The sequence below is a fragment of the Bradyrhizobium sp. ORS 111 genome, assembly GCF_045571485.1.
Classification (GTDB): Bacteria; Pseudomonadota; Alphaproteobacteria; order Rhizobiales; family Xanthobacteraceae; genus Bradyrhizobium.
This window is the reverse complement of sequence record NZ_CP120701.1, coordinates 1,330,898-1,345,820: the sequence shown is the minus strand read 5'-3', so window position 1 is coordinate 1,345,820 and position 14,923 is coordinate 1,330,898. Positions and strand designations below refer to the sequence as shown.

The window sequence follows — 14,923 nt, the reverse complement described above, 5'->3', positions numbered from 1 at the left end:
GGATTTTCGGAAGACGAGACCGCGGTCCGAGCCTTCCTGATCGTGACCACTTACGCTTGTAGCGTCTGCGGGTAGCGGAGGACGACTTTTATACCAGCGGGCAAGTTCTTTATGGGATTCCTATATCCGAAGCCCCCGATAACTCTGGTTTCCCTATGCCTCTGCAGCCATCCTTCAGACGCAGTCGCATTCAATCGATGGTGTGTATGTTGTCAACCAGAAGCGACGACACGGAAAGGTTGGATCGGGTAGCCGGTAAGCTTCGCGTGACGCCGGTCTCACGGCGAATCTGATGTCCAGGATTGTTGCAGGTGCCTGCACGCGCGTCTCAAGCCTGACGAGAGCAGGCAGGACCGAGGTTTTCGATCGCCTGATCCTTGCGGAGGCTTGGACGGAGGCGACGCTCTCGCTGATCGAGTTGGAGCTGCCGATGTGGCAGCGTCGCCGACTGGTTTACGATGACGGTGAGCGGCTCTGTTCGCTGTCCCGCCATCCCGATGTTCCGATTGAGTTCGACGAGCCGACCGAAGGACGGCATGAAACCATTGCAGTTGCGATTCTGTTGTCTTTAGTAGAGGCAAAGTGGCTTCTCGCGTCGAGTGAGCCGATTAGCACACCATCCGTGCCGGAGGCACGGCCTGTAACAGCAGACCCATTTTGCTGCGATAACTTCAGGTAAATTTTCATGCATCGGTTCGACGCCTCCTGCATGCATCGCAACAGAGGTACTTGAAAGAACATGCCAGCGAATGATGTCGATCAAGCTGCAGGCCCGATTCAAGCCTCGCAAACTGTCGATAGTCGGCAACATGCCGGCTTCTGGGGCTTAACCCTTGGCGCCATCGGCGTCGTCTATGGCGACATCGGAACGAGTCCGCTCTATGCGGTGCATGAATCGGTGCTGGCGGCGGTCGGCCCCGGAAAGCCGGCGAGCCACGAAGCCGTGCTGGGAATCCTTTCGTTGATTTTCTGGGCCCTGCTGCTGGTTGTCACTCTAAAGTACGTCGTCATTCTTCTGCGCGCCGACAACCATGGTGAGGGCGGGACGCTCGCCTTGATGGCGCTCGCCAACAAGGCCATGGGCGAGCGAGCACCGATCATCGTACTGTTAGGCATCATCAGTGGCGGCCTGTTCTATGGCGATGCGATCATCACCCCCTCGCTCTCTGTGCTATCGGCTATCGAGGGCATCAAGATCATCACGCCGGCGTTTGAACCTTACGTGGTCCCGGTAACGGCCGCGATTCTGCTCGGCCTGTTTTCGGTGCAGTCCCGTGGAACCGCGCGGGTTGCCGCGTTCTTCGGCCCGATCACGCTGGTGTGGTTCATCGCACTCGCGCTCGCGGGCGTGTGGCACATCGCGCAGAATCCGTCGGTGTTGCTCGCGTTCAATCCCCTTCACGGCGTGCGCTTCCTTCTCGAGCACGGCATGGTCGGGCTGCTGACCTTGGGTGCGGTATTCCTGGTCGTAACGGGCTCAGAGGCGCTCTATGCCGACCTGGGCCATTTCGGTCGCGGGCCGATCCGGACTGCATGGCTGTTCGTCGCCTTGCCGGCACTGACGATCAATTATTTCGGCCAGGGCGCTCTGATTCTGGCTGATCCGGCCGCGATCGAGAATCCGTTCTTTCGGCTCTACCCGCAATGGGCGTTGATACCGATGGTAGTGCTCGCCACCGGTGCGACCGTCATCGCCAGCCAGGCCGTCATTACGGGCGCCTATTCCGTGACCCAACAGGCCATCCAGCTGGGCCTACTGCCGCGCCTGGAGATCATGCACACCTCCGAGGCCCTCGTCGGACAGATCTACATGCCGCGCGTAAACGGATTCCTGCTGGTTGGTGTTCTGGTGCTCGTCTTCGTGTTTCGCTCGTCGAACGCCCTGGCCTCCGCTTATGGCATCGCCGTCACCGGCACCATGGTCGTGACGGCGATGCTCGCCTTTGTCGTGATTTGGAAGGTATGGAATTGGTCGTCCGTGGCGGCCGCGGCATTGGTCGCGCCCTTCCTGATGTTGGATCTCACCTTCCTTGGCGCCAACCTCCTGAAGGTACTGGAAGGCGGCTGGATGCCGCTGATGCTCGGGACCGCCATGGTGACAATCATGTATACTTGGCGTCGCGGTACGGCGGTTCTGGCGGCAAAGACCGCGAGGCTTCAAACACCGTTGGATACGCTGGTGAAGATGCTCGAGCGCTCGCCGCCGCCTCGCGCATCAGGTACAGCTGTCTTTCTCACCGGCGATCCGAAGCATGCACCGACTGCGCTTGTGCACAATCTCAAGCACAACAAGGTGCTACACGACCGGAATGTTGTGCTGACGGTCGAATATGCCCAGCGACCGCATGTTTCGCCGGAGGAGCGCGTTCGCCTTGAGCGTCTTGGGGACAGATTTCTGCAGCTCATGCTGCGGTTCGGGTTCATGGATGTACCGAATATCCCGCAGGCGCTTGCCATCGCCCGCAAGGCGGGATGGCAGTTCGAGATCATGTCGACGTCGTTCTATCTGTCACGGCGCTCGCTCAGGATCGCCGCCAGCTCGGAAATGCCGCACTGGCAAGATCGGCTATTCATTGCTCTCGCATCGGGAGCCAGTGACGCAACCAACTATTTTGGGATTCCGACCGAACGCGTTGTGGAGATTGGCGCGCAGGTGGCGATCTAGGCGCCGACTTCCCCTTCGCCCATCGCGTTCGTTAGAAAGCGCCAGCTATTATGTTGCCTGGTGGTCGCTAAACGGACATCCTTTTGAGGGAAACGATGAGCGCGGCGGTCAGCGGCGTGGCATGGCCGTCGGGCGCAATTGCGTAAATGAGCGCGCGCCGGGTATGGGCGCGCGAATCATATTCAAGGCCGCGGGCGGCTGCCAGTACGGCATAGCGCTTCTCGATCCGATATTGACCGCGTCCGATAAACAGAGACGCGGTGAAATGGTCAGCGCTCCGGATGGCTGCAATGGCACGGGACTCGATCGCGTCAAACGTCATGCGGGCATCCCCAGCGGCAAATGTCATGATCAGTGCTCGCTCGGCAGAAGGATGACATTGCCCCAGATGGCGATGTCGTCGAGCGGGAAATCGGTGAAATCGATGTCCTCGGAATGCAGGACCGCATCGGTGGCGTTGCCGTCATCGCAAACGAGGCGCGCGCTGCGGTTATCCATGACCTGCAATCGCCAAACCTGAAATTCCTCGGCCCCAATCTTCGGTTCGAGTTGCAGACAAGCGATCTTATCGAGCAGCCAATACGCGCCGTCCTTCTCGGCGAGATACGGCACGCCGTCGGTGTAGAGCATGTGCCGATTGAGGCCGTCCCGATACCATTCGGCCGTGCCGGTGGCGAGGTCCCCCGGGGTCAGCTTCGTCATTTCACATACGTTTTTTCTTTTTTCGCTTCCCTCATCGGCCGGCCCGGAAAGGGGGCCAAAACCCGGGGAAGTGGCCCAGAACTAGGCCACTGGTCGGTGGTTGGAAGATCCTTCTTGTCCAATTCCGGGGCGAATAATGGCGAAAGATCAAAGGGTACGGATGTCCGGAAACGGCCGTAGGGGCGCCACTGGTGGGGGAAGGCTAGGGCCCTCCGGTCAGGCGGGCGGGAAAAACGCACCCCTGGCGCCCGGATCGGCGGCCGATGGCGGGGCCGGCCGGGGGCCGGCTTCACGACCGAACAGGTCCGGGTGCCCGCCAACCAGGTCCTCCATATTTTCCGTCCCACGCGCCTCGGCCAAGTCCGGGACGTTTCGTTAGTGACGCCCGCGCTCGTCAAGCTGTACTTCCTCGATCAATACGACGACGCCGAGCTTGATCGCAAAAAGCTGGCCGATGTTCGCCGCGTTCATCACCTCGTCGGCGCCCCGAGGACATTCTGCCCCATGCCACCGACGCGGATAATTCGGACAGCGGCTCGATCGGGATCGCGCCGCTTGAACCGGCACGATCCAAGCGCTGCGGCCGGGCGAGCAGATCACGTTCTCCGAACCGGCCGATGTCGGCGGCGCCTATGAAGCTTTCCAGTATCGCAATCAGCTTGCGACGTTTTCGGTGCTGGGCGTGCCCTACATGCTAGGGACCAGTGATACCCGGCGCGCGTCCTATTCGTCACTGCGCGGCGTGATCGTCGAATATCGCCGCCGGCTGGAGCAATTGCAGCATAGTGTCATGGTCTTTCAGTTCTGCCGGCCGGTCTGGCAACGCTGGATGAACGACGCGGCGCTCGCCGGCACGATCTCACTGCCGGGCTTCGCGGGCGATTTCCACGCGCTCTCGAGCGCGAAATGGATTGCGCCGCGCTTCGAGTGGGTCGACCGCTCAAGGATCGCCAAGCCGAAAAGCTGGCGGTGGATTCCGGGTTCAAGTCGCGCAGCGATGTCATCGAGGCGGAAGGCTACGACCCCGAGGAAACCGACGAGCAGATCGCGGCCGACAAGAAGCGCGAGAAACGCCTTGGGCTTGAGGTCAAGATCCAGACCGCATCCGCAATGCAGACCGATCCGAATGCATCCGATCCTCAAGAGCAAGCGGACGCGCAAGGGAACTTATCTGACGATGACGCTGAGGCAGCCTAGGAGAAACGATCATGCGCCGTTGGTTTTCGATGCGAAAGCTGGACGACAACCGGCGAAACCCTGATCTATGACGAGATCGGCAAGTCGTTCTGGAATGACGATGCCCTGTCGGCAAAAGATTTCGACGACGAGTTGAAGGCGATGGGCGCTGTGGCGAACGTCAATCCAGCGGGTTCCGGCGGGCATAAGGTGCTTCCCGGCTAGTTAGGCTGCCAATGGCAAAGCGGCTCACGCCATTGCGGGTTTCGCGATGTACCGAAGCTCCCCCCGTCCAAGCGTTCACGCCACCATACGAAGGACAAACAGCGGTTCTTCGTGTCGGTGATTGCGTATGATTCCCTCCCTGGCACCATTCCACGCTTTTCCACGCTGAACTACGATTTGGTGCGATGTCATTGCGTGAGACGCTGGACCGCGGCGCCACGCCACGCGTTGCCGTCTCCGCGCAAGACGATGGCGATTGACCAGTAAGCCGAAGCCGCGATGGGGAAAATCGTGAGTGTTTCCTGAACAAGGCATACTCGATATTCGGAAACCGAAAGCGCGATGACGCGCCCTAAGCATCGTCCTCCGCGATTATGCGGTTACTCTCCATCCGGCCACACGACGTTTCGGCGATCTTGTCGTTATTCGCCTTGATGGCCGGTTGACCACCTCCCGAAGATGCTTATCGCCCTTGATGCTTTGCGGCGCAGACGGCTAACGGCATTGATAGCTCCTCATCCGATCCGCCGCGCGCTTCGATGCCGGATGTATGATGTTGGAAAAAGGGACCGATGGCTGAAGCCTGCAGCTTCGCGCCTTCGGATCGTGACAGGCTGAGCATGAGCACCCCCTGGCGTTACCCTTGTCCAACATCGCAGCAGCTTCGGCTGGGTGGAATTGGAATAGATCGAGAATCATCTGACGGCGAAACCGCTCCGCGAAGGTTTGGACTGGCCTTGTCACGAAACGACGTGCGGCTGTCCCGAGCCGCAGGATCGTGCTCGTCGTCTGGGGCACGACTCGTTGCGACATACGGATAAGCCCGTCCCATTAATCACCCCGAACGGTCGACGGCAATCATGACGAGCTGAGCGCAAGGAGAATGTGATGACCGCGAGCCCACTTCGCTCAAAAAACGGTTCTAGTTCGCGATGAGACTCTGGAAGGCAAGCGGCTTGATTGAGATCGAGCCGATAAACGGCCGGTCGTGTGCCAGAATCACGAAGTAAGCGGCGGACGCTACCAGCACATATAGGTGCGTGGCTGTCACCTGCATGCGCAGCGAATGTGTATTGCAGATGGCGATCGCCGTCAGCGCCGATGTCGATATGATGACCATCGCGATCCATTGCGCCCAGGTAATGCCGGCATTCGATGCGGCGATACGCGCGATGCGTGCATTGCGAGCCACAAGAACCTGGTTCAGGAGCGCCGAGAATATTGGCTGCTGATCGAGCGAGGTCGGCTGGTGGGAAAGGAATTCGATCAGGGTGACCAGAATGCTTTCCGATGTGTTGAATACCGGATCCTCAAGAGTGCCGCCCTTCGCCATTTCGGGCCAATCGACCCTGATCACGCTCGTTACATAGTCGCGGATGTTGGTACGAATCGCGGTTCGAACCTCGGCAGGAAGGCCCGCGGCGAGCACCGATGCATTTTCCAATGCATCCGGCACCAGCACGTACGGCGGCGGCACGCTGATCGCCGCCGGCACGCTGCAACTCGGCAATGGCGGCACCTCCGGATCGATCCTCGGCAATGTCCAGGATCAGGGCACGCTGGCGTTCGATCGCGCTAACACCGTGATCTTCGCCGGCAGCATCAGCGGCGCAGGCGCGCTCGCACAGATCGGGTCGGGCACCACCGTCCTGGCCGGCAACAACACCTTCACCGGCGGCACCACGATTTCGGCCGGTGAACTCATCGTCGGTAACGGCTTTGCCTCCGGAACGCTCGCCGGCAACGTTGCCAACAGCGGCATCCTCGCCTTCTACCGGGCCGATACTTCCGTATTCGCGGGCGCAATCTCCGGCGTCGGGTCGGTGCAGCAGATCGGCTCGGGCACCACCTGGCTCAACGGCACCTCCAGCTACACCGGCCCGACCGACATCTATGCCGGGCGCTTGTCCGTGAACGGTTCGATCGCAGCGTCCTCGCTCACCACCGCGCATGCGGGCGGCACGCTCGGTGGCAACGGTATCGTTGGCCAGACCCTGATCGATGGCGGCACGCTGTCGCCGGGCAACTCCGTCGGCACGCTCACCGTGCAGGGCAGCCTGACGTTCACCGCGGCCGCGACCTATCTCGCCGAACTCAATTCCGTCACCTCCGATCGCGTCAATGTCAGCGGCACGGCGACGCCCGCCGGCGCGACCGTTGTCGTCGCGGTCTATCCAGGCAGCGACTACGTGAAGACCCGCTACACGCTGCTCAACGCCGCCGGTGGCGTCCAAGGCACCTTCGGCGGACTGGTCAACACCAACCTGCCGGCGAGCTTCAATCCGTCGCTGAGCTACGACCCCAACAACGTCTACCTCGATCTCAAGCTCACCTATGCCGGCGGCATGAACATCAACCAGCAGAGCGTGGCCAATGGGCTGTCGAACGGCTTCAGTGCCGCCGGCGTCATTCCGCTGGCGGTCGGCGGCTTGACGCCCGCGGGCCTCACGCTCGCGTCGGGCGAACTCGCCACCGGCATCCAGCAGACCACGTTCGACGCCATGGGGCTATTCATGACGACGATGACCGATCCATCGGTGGCCGGCCGCACCGGATGGTCGTCGCTCGACGGCCGTGCAGCTTTGGCCTATGGACCGGTGACGCCGGACAAATTGGGCGGCGCGCGCGACGCGTTCGCGGCGCTTCCCGGCGCGGCGGCGGCCGCCTCGTTCGATCAACGCTGGAGTGTCTGGGCGGCCGCCTTCGGCGGCGGGCGCAGTACCAGCGGCAACGACATCATCGGATCGCACACCCTCACCGACCGCATCTATGGCGGTGCCGTCGGCGCGGATTATCGGCTATCGCCGGGCACTCTGCTCGGCTTCGCGATGGCTGGCGGCGGCACGGGCTTCGGCCTTGCCAATGGTCTCGGCAGCGGGCGCTCCGATCTGTTCCAGGCGGGTGTGTACGCCTATCACCGCATCGGCGCCGCCTATCTGTCAGCGGCGCTCGCCTACGGCTGGCAGGACGTCACGACTGATCGCACGCTGGCGCTCGCCGGCAGTGATCGCCTGCGTGGCACCTTTCAGGCCAACGCGTTCTCCGGTCGCCTCGAAGGCGGGTACCGGTTTGCGACGCCTTTCGCCGGGCTCACACCCTACGCGGCTGGGCAGTTCGTGACGCTTGATCTGCCGTCCTATGCCGAAGGCGTGCTTGCCGGAGACAACATGTTCGCCTTGAACTATGCATCCCGCAGCGAAACGGCGAGTCTGTCTGAACTCGGCGTGCGCACCGACAAATCGTTCGCGCTTGACGGTGCGCTCCTGACGTTGCGGGGGCGCGCCGCATGGGTGCACAATTTCGACACTGGACGCAGCGCCGCTGCGACTTTCCAGGCGCTTCCGCAGGCGAGCTTCCTGGTCCGCGGCGCGACGCTGGCGCCCGACGCCGCGCTCGCCACGGCCTCCGTCGAGATGAAATGGGTCAACGGTTGGTCGGTTGCCGGAACCTTTGAGGGCGAGTTTTCCGATCTCAGCACCAGCCTGGCCGGCAAGGGCACCGTCAGCTATCAATGGTAAGGCCAAGTTTATTTCGGCAACGACTGCTCAATGGTTCGAGCACGCAGCGGGCGCCATTTCGAGTTCGTGTAGATGATGTGCATTCCGGAGCGCCTCGACGGCCGGCTCGGCGAGGTGTCGGACCCGAGCGCCGAAGAGGTATTTGCGAGCCATTCCAACCGGAGCCCGACCAACTATGCAAATTATCAATAGGTTGGGGCTAAGGGGTATGATGAACACAGCGACTTGGCCCGTTCCAAGTCCGCGTCGGAGGGAGCAACGGGTTTCTCATTCGAGAAGGTCGGGGAAAAGGTTATGCGTAACTTGACCGAGCAAGACATCCGAAGCCGGGCCTATGCGCTCTGGCAGGCTGCAGGCGAACCCGCCGACACCAAAATGGACTACTTCTGGTACGAAGCCGAGAAAGAGCTGCTACGCGAGCGGGCGGCGTCGGGAGTCCATGAGACGCGCCGCAGCTCATAAGCCTGGGGGTTACACCGCGGCGGCACTCGGTCCAAATCAGCATCGGATCCGTGAGGCCTGAGACGATGGCGCGCGCCCGATCGCGTCCAACCGTGGTGCTCCAGGGAGCGGCGAAGATACCCGTGGTCGGAGTGTGCCGCGGGCAACGCCATCACAGCGGCACAGAACCGTAGGTCATAGCCAACGCGTGTCCGGATGGCTCTAGACTAGAAGGGGACACTCGGGACGCTGCGAGCAACTGTGGCGCGTTTTTTACGTCGGTACGACGACAGTCCCACCGAATACGCCACCAGTTCCCGAGCCTCTGCCTTACTAAGCCCTATTTCATCTGCCAAGTCGTTAGACGCGGGGCGGACCTCGCTACACGCTGCGAGGGCTTCAACCGCCATGCTCAACCGTTTCGGCGACATCGTCTATTGGGCGTCTATCGCAGGTGCCATCGGCTGGCTGGCGCTGTTTCTTGTCTTGCCGCGGGTTCAACAGTACTCGCCATCCCCTGATGATTTACGTCTGTGCGCTGCCATTGCCATCGCAGGTGCTCCGCCGATCTTGCTCGTTGGGCGCACCGTCCGCTACGTCCTGACGGGAAAGTGCTGAGGGGTGGGGCGTGCTCATGCTAGTCGATGACTTTCATCACTTTATCTGCCGCATCGCGAAAGAGCACGCCGATCAGGCCGTAGAGCGAAGCACTCGCCAGGATGAACAGCACAACTTTCACCATGCCTGAGACCCCGCTGGTTGGACGGGGTAATGGTGATCGTGGGTCGTTAATGGAATGTTACTCCGCGCCCTCGGCTTCGGCCCGCGAAACTCTAGGACCTTGTAGCTGCTTTGGCTTCATCCCATGGCGCGCGCATCCATACATGGCGCTCGCCTAGCGTCGCGAGTACTTAGGCACCTCCGCAGTGGCTCGACGCAACATGATTTCGACGCACCGAGCGCCAGGTAGCGAGCTCACAGCGTTAATTCGGTGCGGCCTTGATCCAGGGTTCGCCGTTGTAACTGCCTTCGTTCCCATGCCGCTTTGATATCGAACACCGCGACGATAGCGGCGGCGCTAACTGACAACAAGTTTGATCAGGTCGGTCCGCTGGCGCGTGCGGTCGTGGATCTCTGTTCGATCGCGTCCTGACCGGCGACGACACGACGCCGACCGCGACGCCTTTGCGTGGTGTCAGAATTGGCCTGTCGTACGATCATCTCCTCAGACACTGAAGCATTCGGCAAGCTCCATGAGGCCGGCGCGACGCTGGTGGAGGTCGCCACCCCCGATGTTGTGCGAGCGGCTACGGACATTGGAGGGACGATCCTGGTCAGCGAACTGGCCCGGGGGATCGCGAGGTACTTGCAGGAGCAGGGGACCGGCCTGACCTTCTAGGCAATGTTTGCGCAAGTCGGCCCTTCGATGAAAACATACATCGAGACTCGAGCGCTGCCACCGAGCAGACCCAGTCGTGAGGCTTATGAGGCAGCGCTGGCCAGGCGCGATCAACTGAAGGCTACCGTCCGCGATTGGTACAGCCAACACAATATTCTGATGCTTGCACATCCCGTGATCATGGGTCTCCCACCGAAGCTGTCTGACGGAATTGAAACCGAGGTCGGCGGACAAAAGATTCCGTTCCGAGTCGCGATCGGGCGCAACATCGCCTTGGGAGGCTGTGCAAGCATGTCTAGCTTGGTTCTGCCAGCCGGTGAGACCCCCAGTGGTCTGCCTGTCGGATTGGAATTTGACGCATTGAGCGGACAGGACCGGGAGCTGCTGTCCGTCGGCTTGTCGCTTGAGGCAACGTTGGGCCGCGCCAACCGGCCTCCTCTGTTGGGGTAGCCGCCTCGCCGCATGGATCGTTGTAAGTCTCCACGATCGACCCAACGAAATGCTATGCCAAGCGACCGGCATCACGTTGCTCCATCGGAAACAGATCGGATCTATTACTGTCGCGGCTTTACCCCGCTTCCAAGAATGGCAGGCATGGGGACCCGGAAGCGGTCCCCGTTTCGGAACAGCTGATCCACGCCTTCAGCGACGGCGACGTTGATTGCCGAGAGAGCAGCGCTGTCTTGAGCAAGAAGAAGAGCCCTTATCCTTACCCCTCCCTGCAATGCCAGATTCACCAACCCAGTCGCAGTTTTCAGTAGCAGGGTCTGAGCCACAGTAATTGCAGCGACATCGGAGAAGTCCACTTGCGCAAGCGCGGCCTTCATATCCTCCGGATCGCCGAACTGGAGAAATCGGGACCGTGCGGCAGGGAACGTCAACACGCCCGTGAGCTTTCACCGTCCCCAAGATAAGGCCGAAGCCATTGGCTGGTGAGGGTCGTTCCCAAACTATCAAAGACCGGCAGAGATTTCGGTGCAGGCGATCAAGGAACTGGAAATCCAGTGACCGGTCCGACGTTAGATCGTGCTTGATGCCCGCCGAACCGAAAGAGATCGATATGTGTTCCATGATACTTACAGGCGCTGGCGTATCTACGGATACGCGCGCGTTCGTTGCTCTGGAAGTTGCCGACCTTCGCCGTCGCACGACGGATCGCTGAGAGCACCGGCCGTGAAGTGACCGTCCGTGATGCGAACTGGGTAGAGTTGATAACCATTCCGGGTGGAAAGAGGCACTGAGACCGACCCGGCCTTGGGCTCGCCCGCCAAAACCCGAACCCGTTCCTCAGGCTCATCCCTTCGCCCCAGCGATCGCGGGCCGCCGTTCGGCCAGCGCCCAAAGGCCAGCGCCTCTTCCGTAGTACAGCCGGAACTAAGGGTTCCAAAAACCGTTGATTGTCGGAACCTTGGTGCGCCGTCGCGAGCGCGCACAATTACACGGCATACATTCTCGGTGCCAATGACTGCATTGTCACTCGCTTAGACTTGCTCTGTCATGACGAGCAAGCAGACAGGGAGCGCGCCAAAGCGTTCGCCGACTGTCACATTAAACTATGTGACGGCGATCGCCTGATCGGAGAATTCAAGCAGCGAATTGGCCGACTTGATCCGCTATGCCTAGGTCCGTCGCAATCACTCTCATGAGTTTGGCCGCCGCGTGCGTGTTCGCGTTCAGCATTGCGGCTGTCCTCATGGCTCACTAGCCGAAACGGGTCACCAACTTTCAATTAGCAACCCGTCACGAACTCGGTCCTTTGGATCAGCACCGGCCCTGCTTCCAGAGACCGGGCGGGCATCCACGTCCGCGCCAGCCAACCTTGCGACCGCGACTCCAGCCAAATGGTCGATAACCGTGTCCATGACCCCAGCCGCCATGCCCCCAGCCGTGACCACCTCTTACTTGGATTAAGTCAGTGCTGTTCGTGGTGCCCAGCGCAGGCAGATGAGCAGGCGATCGCGGGAAGGCCGACACCGGCGAAGTCATGAAGGCGATCGGCAGGGCGAGCGCTATTCCAAGAAGCAATTTGCGCATGGGCATCCCATTCCATATTGAACACTCGATCATGCAGACCGGGGAAATGTGGCGAAACTTCTACCCTGCGGTTTCGGGCCGGCTAAGACCGTTCCAGCAACAAGCAAGAAATTCACGGCTAGGCAGCATTGCTCGACGCTCTGAGGCGACCGCTCGCCCGGCATCCGTTGGCCGCCAAGGGTCCAATCGTCGCCCTCGGCGCGTTTGATAATCCGGCAAGCTATGGACCGGCGAGCCTTATGGTCATCGGCACCCTTCGGAAGATGCTGACAGGCCTTTCCAGCGCAACGTCCATATTGGCGAAGGTCCGCCTGTCAAACCGGTCTGCAATGAGCATCATTGACCTCCCAAGCAATTACTTACTTCGGTGGAATGAGGAGTTAGGCGGAAGGCGATACGCTAACTCGGCTTCAGTACCGAGGGCAGGCCCCAAGTACCTTGCCTACCGGCCGGTTCTTCGAACAATAGGCTCGATTTATCGTACAACCCCAGGCCCATAGATCGAAACAAGCCAGCCCGCCAGTGCATTGAACGACCATGGGAGAGTCCTTCGGCAACTCCTTTACTGTCGTTGTAGTAGCGGCGGACGATGCTTCGCTGGACCGGCCACAAATTTGGATCGCATTAGCTAAGCCAAGTCAGGCTTTGACGCTGGTGCTCACCGCCGTCCCGGAAGGCTGGACAGCGGAGATTTTGGACATGGAATTGACGGACAAGCAGCGACGAATGCTCGAGGGACTCAACCTCAAGCCCGGCGATGTGTACAGATTGACAAAGTAGGGCGCCTGCATTGTACGCGCCTAGGAAAGCTTACGCCGTTCGCTCTCAGCCTTGTTTGCTGCCTTAAGCCGGTCTCCGACGTAGTCGGAGATGTCGCCGATCTCAGTTTGCAAGTCGGCCTCCGAGAAACCCTGCTCCTTGGCGGCCACGACAAGACGGCGGGTCAACTCGGCCACATCCTGCGACGCGCCGACAGTCCGATATTGCTCGACAGGGTGAATGCTGTTCTTAATCCAGAACTCGATAAACTCGCGGGCCTTGCTCACCGTATATTCAACTCCCACCAACCCAAGAGCTAGCGTTAGCGCCAGTGAGTGAGCAGAGCAAGGCGCCTCGGTTGGTAGATGCTGCGCATCGCCCCGAAGAATGCCGCGAAACACCGAACGCAAAGGCCGTGGCCGCCTCTCCCGCGACCGTTTGGAAAGTGATCACCGGGAACCGCCAATGGCGAAACAAACGCCTGCCGATTTTTCGCATGACAGCAGTTCCCGTGCTAAAGTTCCCTTGGAACCGGGCTAGAGGCAAGCAAATGTCGATCTACCTGCACTTGCATACGGACGCCATGGCACCGAAACAGGCCAGCCTCGTGACGAAGGCTTACGAGCAAGCGTTGCACAAGCTATGCGTCAAAGACCGCGATGACCCACTCACGGAAATGATCGCAAAGAAGATCATCAAGATTGCGCAGACCGGCATCAAAGATGCCGCCGAGATTTCAGCTCTTGCGATCCTCGAGCTCGAAATGCGGTGAGGCGTCCCCCCGAAACATTTCCATCCTCGGGTGGTTTTTGGCTCATGGGCAGCGCAATTGCGGGGCACGCTATGACTCCTCTGCCGCCGAGCGACGTATTTCTCACCGTCACCTGTCATCTTCCTGATCGAGGTTGCTTTTTCGCTTTGATCGGAATGTTTTAAGCGAACATCGCGGCGGAACTAGGGGATCGCGGATCCCCGTCTGAACCACCCCAGCGACTTATTCGTTAATCATCGCCACCGGCAAACTACCCCGGCGCCGGCGGTGAGAGAAAACCAACAATGCCCCTCTCGCCAAACGCCACACAGGAGAGAGCGATGCCAAGCAAACGCTCTGTCCCCACGTTCCTCGATCTTCTTTCCGCAGAGAGGGCGCGGCTCCAAGAACAATTGAACTCAGCCCGGCAGGGACAAGAACGAGACTTGATCGAGCGAAGGCTGCGCCAGATCGAAGCGGCGCTTCGAGCCAGCCGATGGCCGGCATCGGCTGACTTGCAGCCGCCCAATTAAGCCTCCCGGCTGACGCTCCGACTAAAGTTTTCCAAGTTCCTCGCAACGATCGACCGTGTTCGGCGTCATTGCACAAGTGTAGAGCGCGTCATGGACAACGACGAGGAACAACAAGAGCTTCAAGACCGCATCATGCTCTACCGATTGACGGAACGTGACGTGACTGATCCGCTCGCGTTCCGCCTGATCCACGACATCGTTGCAGAATTAGAAGCGACTCTGCCCCATCGGACCGGAGTCTCCGGCCGCGAGCGTTGAGACGGTCCCCGGGCTAGGCAGCCTTTCTTGACTTTGACGTTAGCTCCAATGCAGCCGATCGACCGGCTTCGGTGAGGCCGCCAAGGGTTCGATCGCCATCCTCTGCGCATTTGATGATCCGGCGCGCGATGTGTCGGCGGGACTTATGGTTATCGGCACCTTTCGGTAGATGCTGACAGGCCCTTTCCAGCGCGACATCCATGTTGGCGAAGGTCCGACTGTCAAACCGGTCTGCAATGAGCATGATTGACCTCCCGAGCGATTACTTTCTCCGGTGAAATGGGAGCTAGGCAGAAAGCGACACGCTAGCTCGGCTTCAGTACGCCGTCGATAGCTCGGTCGGTGATCACGCAAGAAATAAATCCGCCGCTTCCACCGTAGGCGGGACAGAATGACGGACAGTATTACTACGGCTTGAAAAAGCGACCGCGGCCCGGCCGGCCGGCCGTAAGATCGCGACGC

The 14,923-nt window shown here is 60.4% G+C and carries 17 protein-coding genes and 1 pseudogene; 13 read left to right on the top strand and 5 right to left on the bottom strand.

Features of this window, described 5'->3' with window-relative positions; all coding sequences use genetic code 11:
• Positions 1–292 precede the first annotated feature (292 nt).
• Together P6U30_RS06210 and P6U30_RS06205 are read left to right on the top strand one after the other, a co-directional pair.
• The gene (locus tag P6U30_RS06210; protein ID WP_407168609.1) at positions 293–679 is read left to right on the top strand and encodes a hypothetical protein; all 387 of its coding nucleotides are present in this window, start codon (positions 293–295) and stop codon (positions 677–679) included.
• Positions 680–739: 60 nt separating this feature from the next.
• A complete protein-coding gene (locus P6U30_RS06205; RefSeq protein ID WP_407168608.1) occupies positions 740–2,665 on the top strand; it encodes a potassium transporter Kup in 1,926 nt (641 codons plus the stop codon).
• A 67-nt stretch (positions 2,666–2,732) separates the two neighbouring features.
• Here the strand turns inward: P6U30_RS06205 and P6U30_RS06200 are convergent, their stop codons facing one another.
• Positions 2,733–2,987: a hypothetical protein gene (locus P6U30_RS06200; RefSeq protein WP_407168607.1), complete on the bottom strand. Its 255-nt coding sequence runs from the start codon at positions 2,985–2,987 to the stop codon at positions 2,733–2,735.
• Positions 2,988–3,016: 29 nt separating this feature from the next.
• The gene (locus P6U30_RS06195) at positions 3,017–3,367 is read right to left on the bottom strand and encodes a DUF6876 family protein (protein ID WP_407168606.1); all 351 of its coding nucleotides are present in this window, start codon (positions 3,365–3,367) and stop codon (positions 3,017–3,019) included.
• 309 nt (positions 3,368–3,676) lie between these two features.
• Between P6U30_RS06195 and P6U30_RS06190 the strand changes: the two genes are divergently transcribed.
• The 3 genes and pseudogenes from P6U30_RS06190 to P6U30_RS06180 all read left to right on the top strand — a co-directional run bounded on the left by P6U30_RS06190 (position 3,677) and on the right by P6U30_RS06180 (position 4,564).
• Positions 3,677–4,003, top strand: a complete 327-nt coding sequence (locus P6U30_RS06190) for a phage portal protein (protein ID WP_407168605.1) — start codon at positions 3,677–3,679, stop codon at positions 4,001–4,003.
• Positions 3,936–4,088: pseudogene (locus P6U30_RS06185) on the top strand (hypothetical protein); the annotation flags it as partial. The gene P6U30_RS06190 and the pseudogene P6U30_RS06185, both read left to right, overlap by 68 nt.
• A gap of 185 nt (positions 4,089–4,273) precedes the next feature.
• The gene (locus P6U30_RS06180) at positions 4,274–4,564 is read left to right on the top strand and encodes a hypothetical protein (protein WP_407168604.1); all 291 of its coding nucleotides are present in this window, start codon (positions 4,274–4,276) and stop codon (positions 4,562–4,564) included.
• Between the two features lie 9 nt (positions 4,565–4,573).
• On the opposite strand, the gene P6U30_RS06175 is transcribed toward P6U30_RS06180, so the two are convergent.
• Together P6U30_RS06175 and P6U30_RS06170 are read right to left on the bottom strand one after the other, a co-directional pair.
• A complete protein-coding gene (locus P6U30_RS06175; protein ID WP_407150532.1) occupies positions 4,574–4,750 on the bottom strand; it encodes a hypothetical protein in 177 nt (58 codons plus the stop codon).
• 940 nt (positions 4,751–5,690) lie between these two features.
• Positions 5,691–6,101, bottom strand: a complete 411-nt coding sequence (locus P6U30_RS06170) for a hypothetical protein (protein ID WP_407168603.1) — start codon at positions 6,099–6,101, stop codon at positions 5,691–5,693.
• Positions 6,102–6,144: 43 nt separating this feature from the next.
• Between P6U30_RS06170 and P6U30_RS06165 the strand changes: the two genes are divergently transcribed.
• The 6 genes from P6U30_RS06165 (at position 6,145) to P6U30_RS06140 (ending at position 12,940) form a co-directional block, all read left to right on the top strand.
• Positions 6,145–8,286, top strand: a complete 2,142-nt coding sequence (locus tag P6U30_RS06165) for an autotransporter domain-containing protein (RefSeq protein WP_407168602.1) — start codon at positions 6,145–6,147, stop codon at positions 8,284–8,286.
• 294 nt (positions 8,287–8,580) lie between these two features.
• Entirely contained in the window at positions 8,581–8,748 is a 168-nt protein-coding gene (locus P6U30_RS06160; protein WP_407150529.1) for a DUF2934 domain-containing protein, read from the top strand.
• Between the two features lie 387 nt (positions 8,749–9,135).
• Positions 9,136–9,345, top strand: coding sequence for a hypothetical protein (locus P6U30_RS06155; RefSeq protein ID WP_407150528.1), 210 nt, complete (start codon positions 9,136–9,138; stop codon positions 9,343–9,345).
• Positions 9,346–9,928: 583 nt separating this feature from the next.
• Positions 9,929–10,126, top strand: coding sequence for a hypothetical protein (locus P6U30_RS06150; protein WP_407168601.1), 198 nt, complete (start codon positions 9,929–9,931; stop codon positions 10,124–10,126).
• Between the two features lie 3 nt (positions 10,127–10,129).
• A complete protein-coding gene (locus P6U30_RS06145; RefSeq protein WP_407168600.1) occupies positions 10,130–10,576 on the top strand; it encodes an amidase family protein in 447 nt (148 codons plus the stop codon).
• Between the two features lie 2,121 nt (positions 10,577–12,697).
• The gene (locus P6U30_RS06140; protein WP_407168599.1) at positions 12,698–12,940 is read left to right on the top strand and encodes a hypothetical protein; all 243 of its coding nucleotides are present in this window, start codon (positions 12,698–12,700) and stop codon (positions 12,938–12,940) included.
• Positions 12,941–12,960: 20 nt separating this feature from the next.
• Here the strand turns inward: P6U30_RS06140 and P6U30_RS06135 are convergent, their stop codons facing one another.
• Entirely contained in the window at positions 12,961–13,206 is a 246-nt protein-coding gene (locus P6U30_RS06135) for a hypothetical protein (protein ID WP_407168598.1), read from the bottom strand.
• A 44-nt stretch (positions 13,207–13,250) separates the two neighbouring features.
• Here P6U30_RS06135 and P6U30_RS06130 point away from each other — a divergent pair, with 44 nt between their 5' ends.
• A complete protein-coding gene (locus P6U30_RS06130) occupies positions 13,251–13,691 on the top strand; it encodes a hypothetical protein (RefSeq protein ID WP_407168597.1) in 441 nt (146 codons plus the stop codon).
• A gap of 602 nt (positions 13,692–14,293) precedes the next feature.
• Positions 14,294–14,461 carry a hypothetical protein gene (locus P6U30_RS06125; protein ID WP_407150522.1) on the top strand — a complete coding sequence of 56 codons (168 nt, stop codon included), beginning with the start codon at positions 14,294–14,296 and terminating at the stop codon, positions 14,459–14,461.
• The last annotated feature ends 462 nt before the right edge of the window (positions 14,462–14,923 follow it).

What these genes read in the sequence shown, in the direction of transcription:
- P6U30_RS06200 (WP_407168607.1), bottom strand. Translation starts at nt 2,987, where the DNA reads ATGACGTTTGACGCGATCGAGTCCCGTGCCATTGCAGCCATCCGGAGC.
- P6U30_RS06125 (WP_407150522.1), top strand. Translation starts at nt 14,294, where the DNA reads ATGGACAACGACGAGGAACAACAAGAGCTTCAAGACCGCATCATGCTC.
- P6U30_RS06195 (WP_407168606.1), bottom strand. Translation starts at nt 3,367, where the DNA reads ATGACGAAGCTGACCCCGGGGGACCTCGCCACCGGCACGGCCGAATGG.
- P6U30_RS06170 (WP_407168603.1), bottom strand. Translation starts at nt 6,101, where the DNA reads ATGGCGAAGGGCGGCACTCTTGAGGATCCGGTATTCAACACATCGGAA.
- P6U30_RS06180 (WP_407168604.1), top strand. Translation starts at nt 4,274, where the DNA reads ATGGATTGCGCCGCGCTTCGAGTGGGTCGACCGCTCAAGGATCGCCAA.
- P6U30_RS06160 (WP_407150529.1), top strand. Translation starts at nt 8,581, where the DNA reads ATGCGTAACTTGACCGAGCAAGACATCCGAAGCCGGGCCTATGCGCTC.
- P6U30_RS06205 (WP_407168608.1), top strand. Translation starts at nt 740, where the DNA reads ATGCCAGCGAATGATGTCGATCAAGCTGCAGGCCCGATTCAAGCCTCG.
- P6U30_RS06210 (WP_407168609.1), top strand. Translation starts at nt 293, where the DNA reads ATGTCCAGGATTGTTGCAGGTGCCTGCACGCGCGTCTCAAGCCTGACG.
- P6U30_RS06165 (WP_407168602.1), top strand. Translation starts at nt 6,145, where the DNA reads ATGTTGGTACGAATCGCGGTTCGAACCTCGGCAGGAAGGCCCGCGGCG.
- P6U30_RS06175 (WP_407150532.1), bottom strand. Translation starts at nt 4,750, where the DNA reads ATGCCCGCCGGAACCCGCTGGATTGACGTTCGCCACAGCGCCCATCGC.
- P6U30_RS06145 (WP_407168600.1), top strand. Translation starts at nt 10,130, where the DNA reads ATGTTTGCGCAAGTCGGCCCTTCGATGAAAACATACATCGAGACTCGA.
- P6U30_RS06140 (WP_407168599.1), top strand. Translation starts at nt 12,698, where the DNA reads ATGGGAGAGTCCTTCGGCAACTCCTTTACTGTCGTTGTAGTAGCGGCG.
- P6U30_RS06155 (WP_407150528.1), top strand. Translation starts at nt 9,136, where the DNA reads ATGCTCAACCGTTTCGGCGACATCGTCTATTGGGCGTCTATCGCAGGT.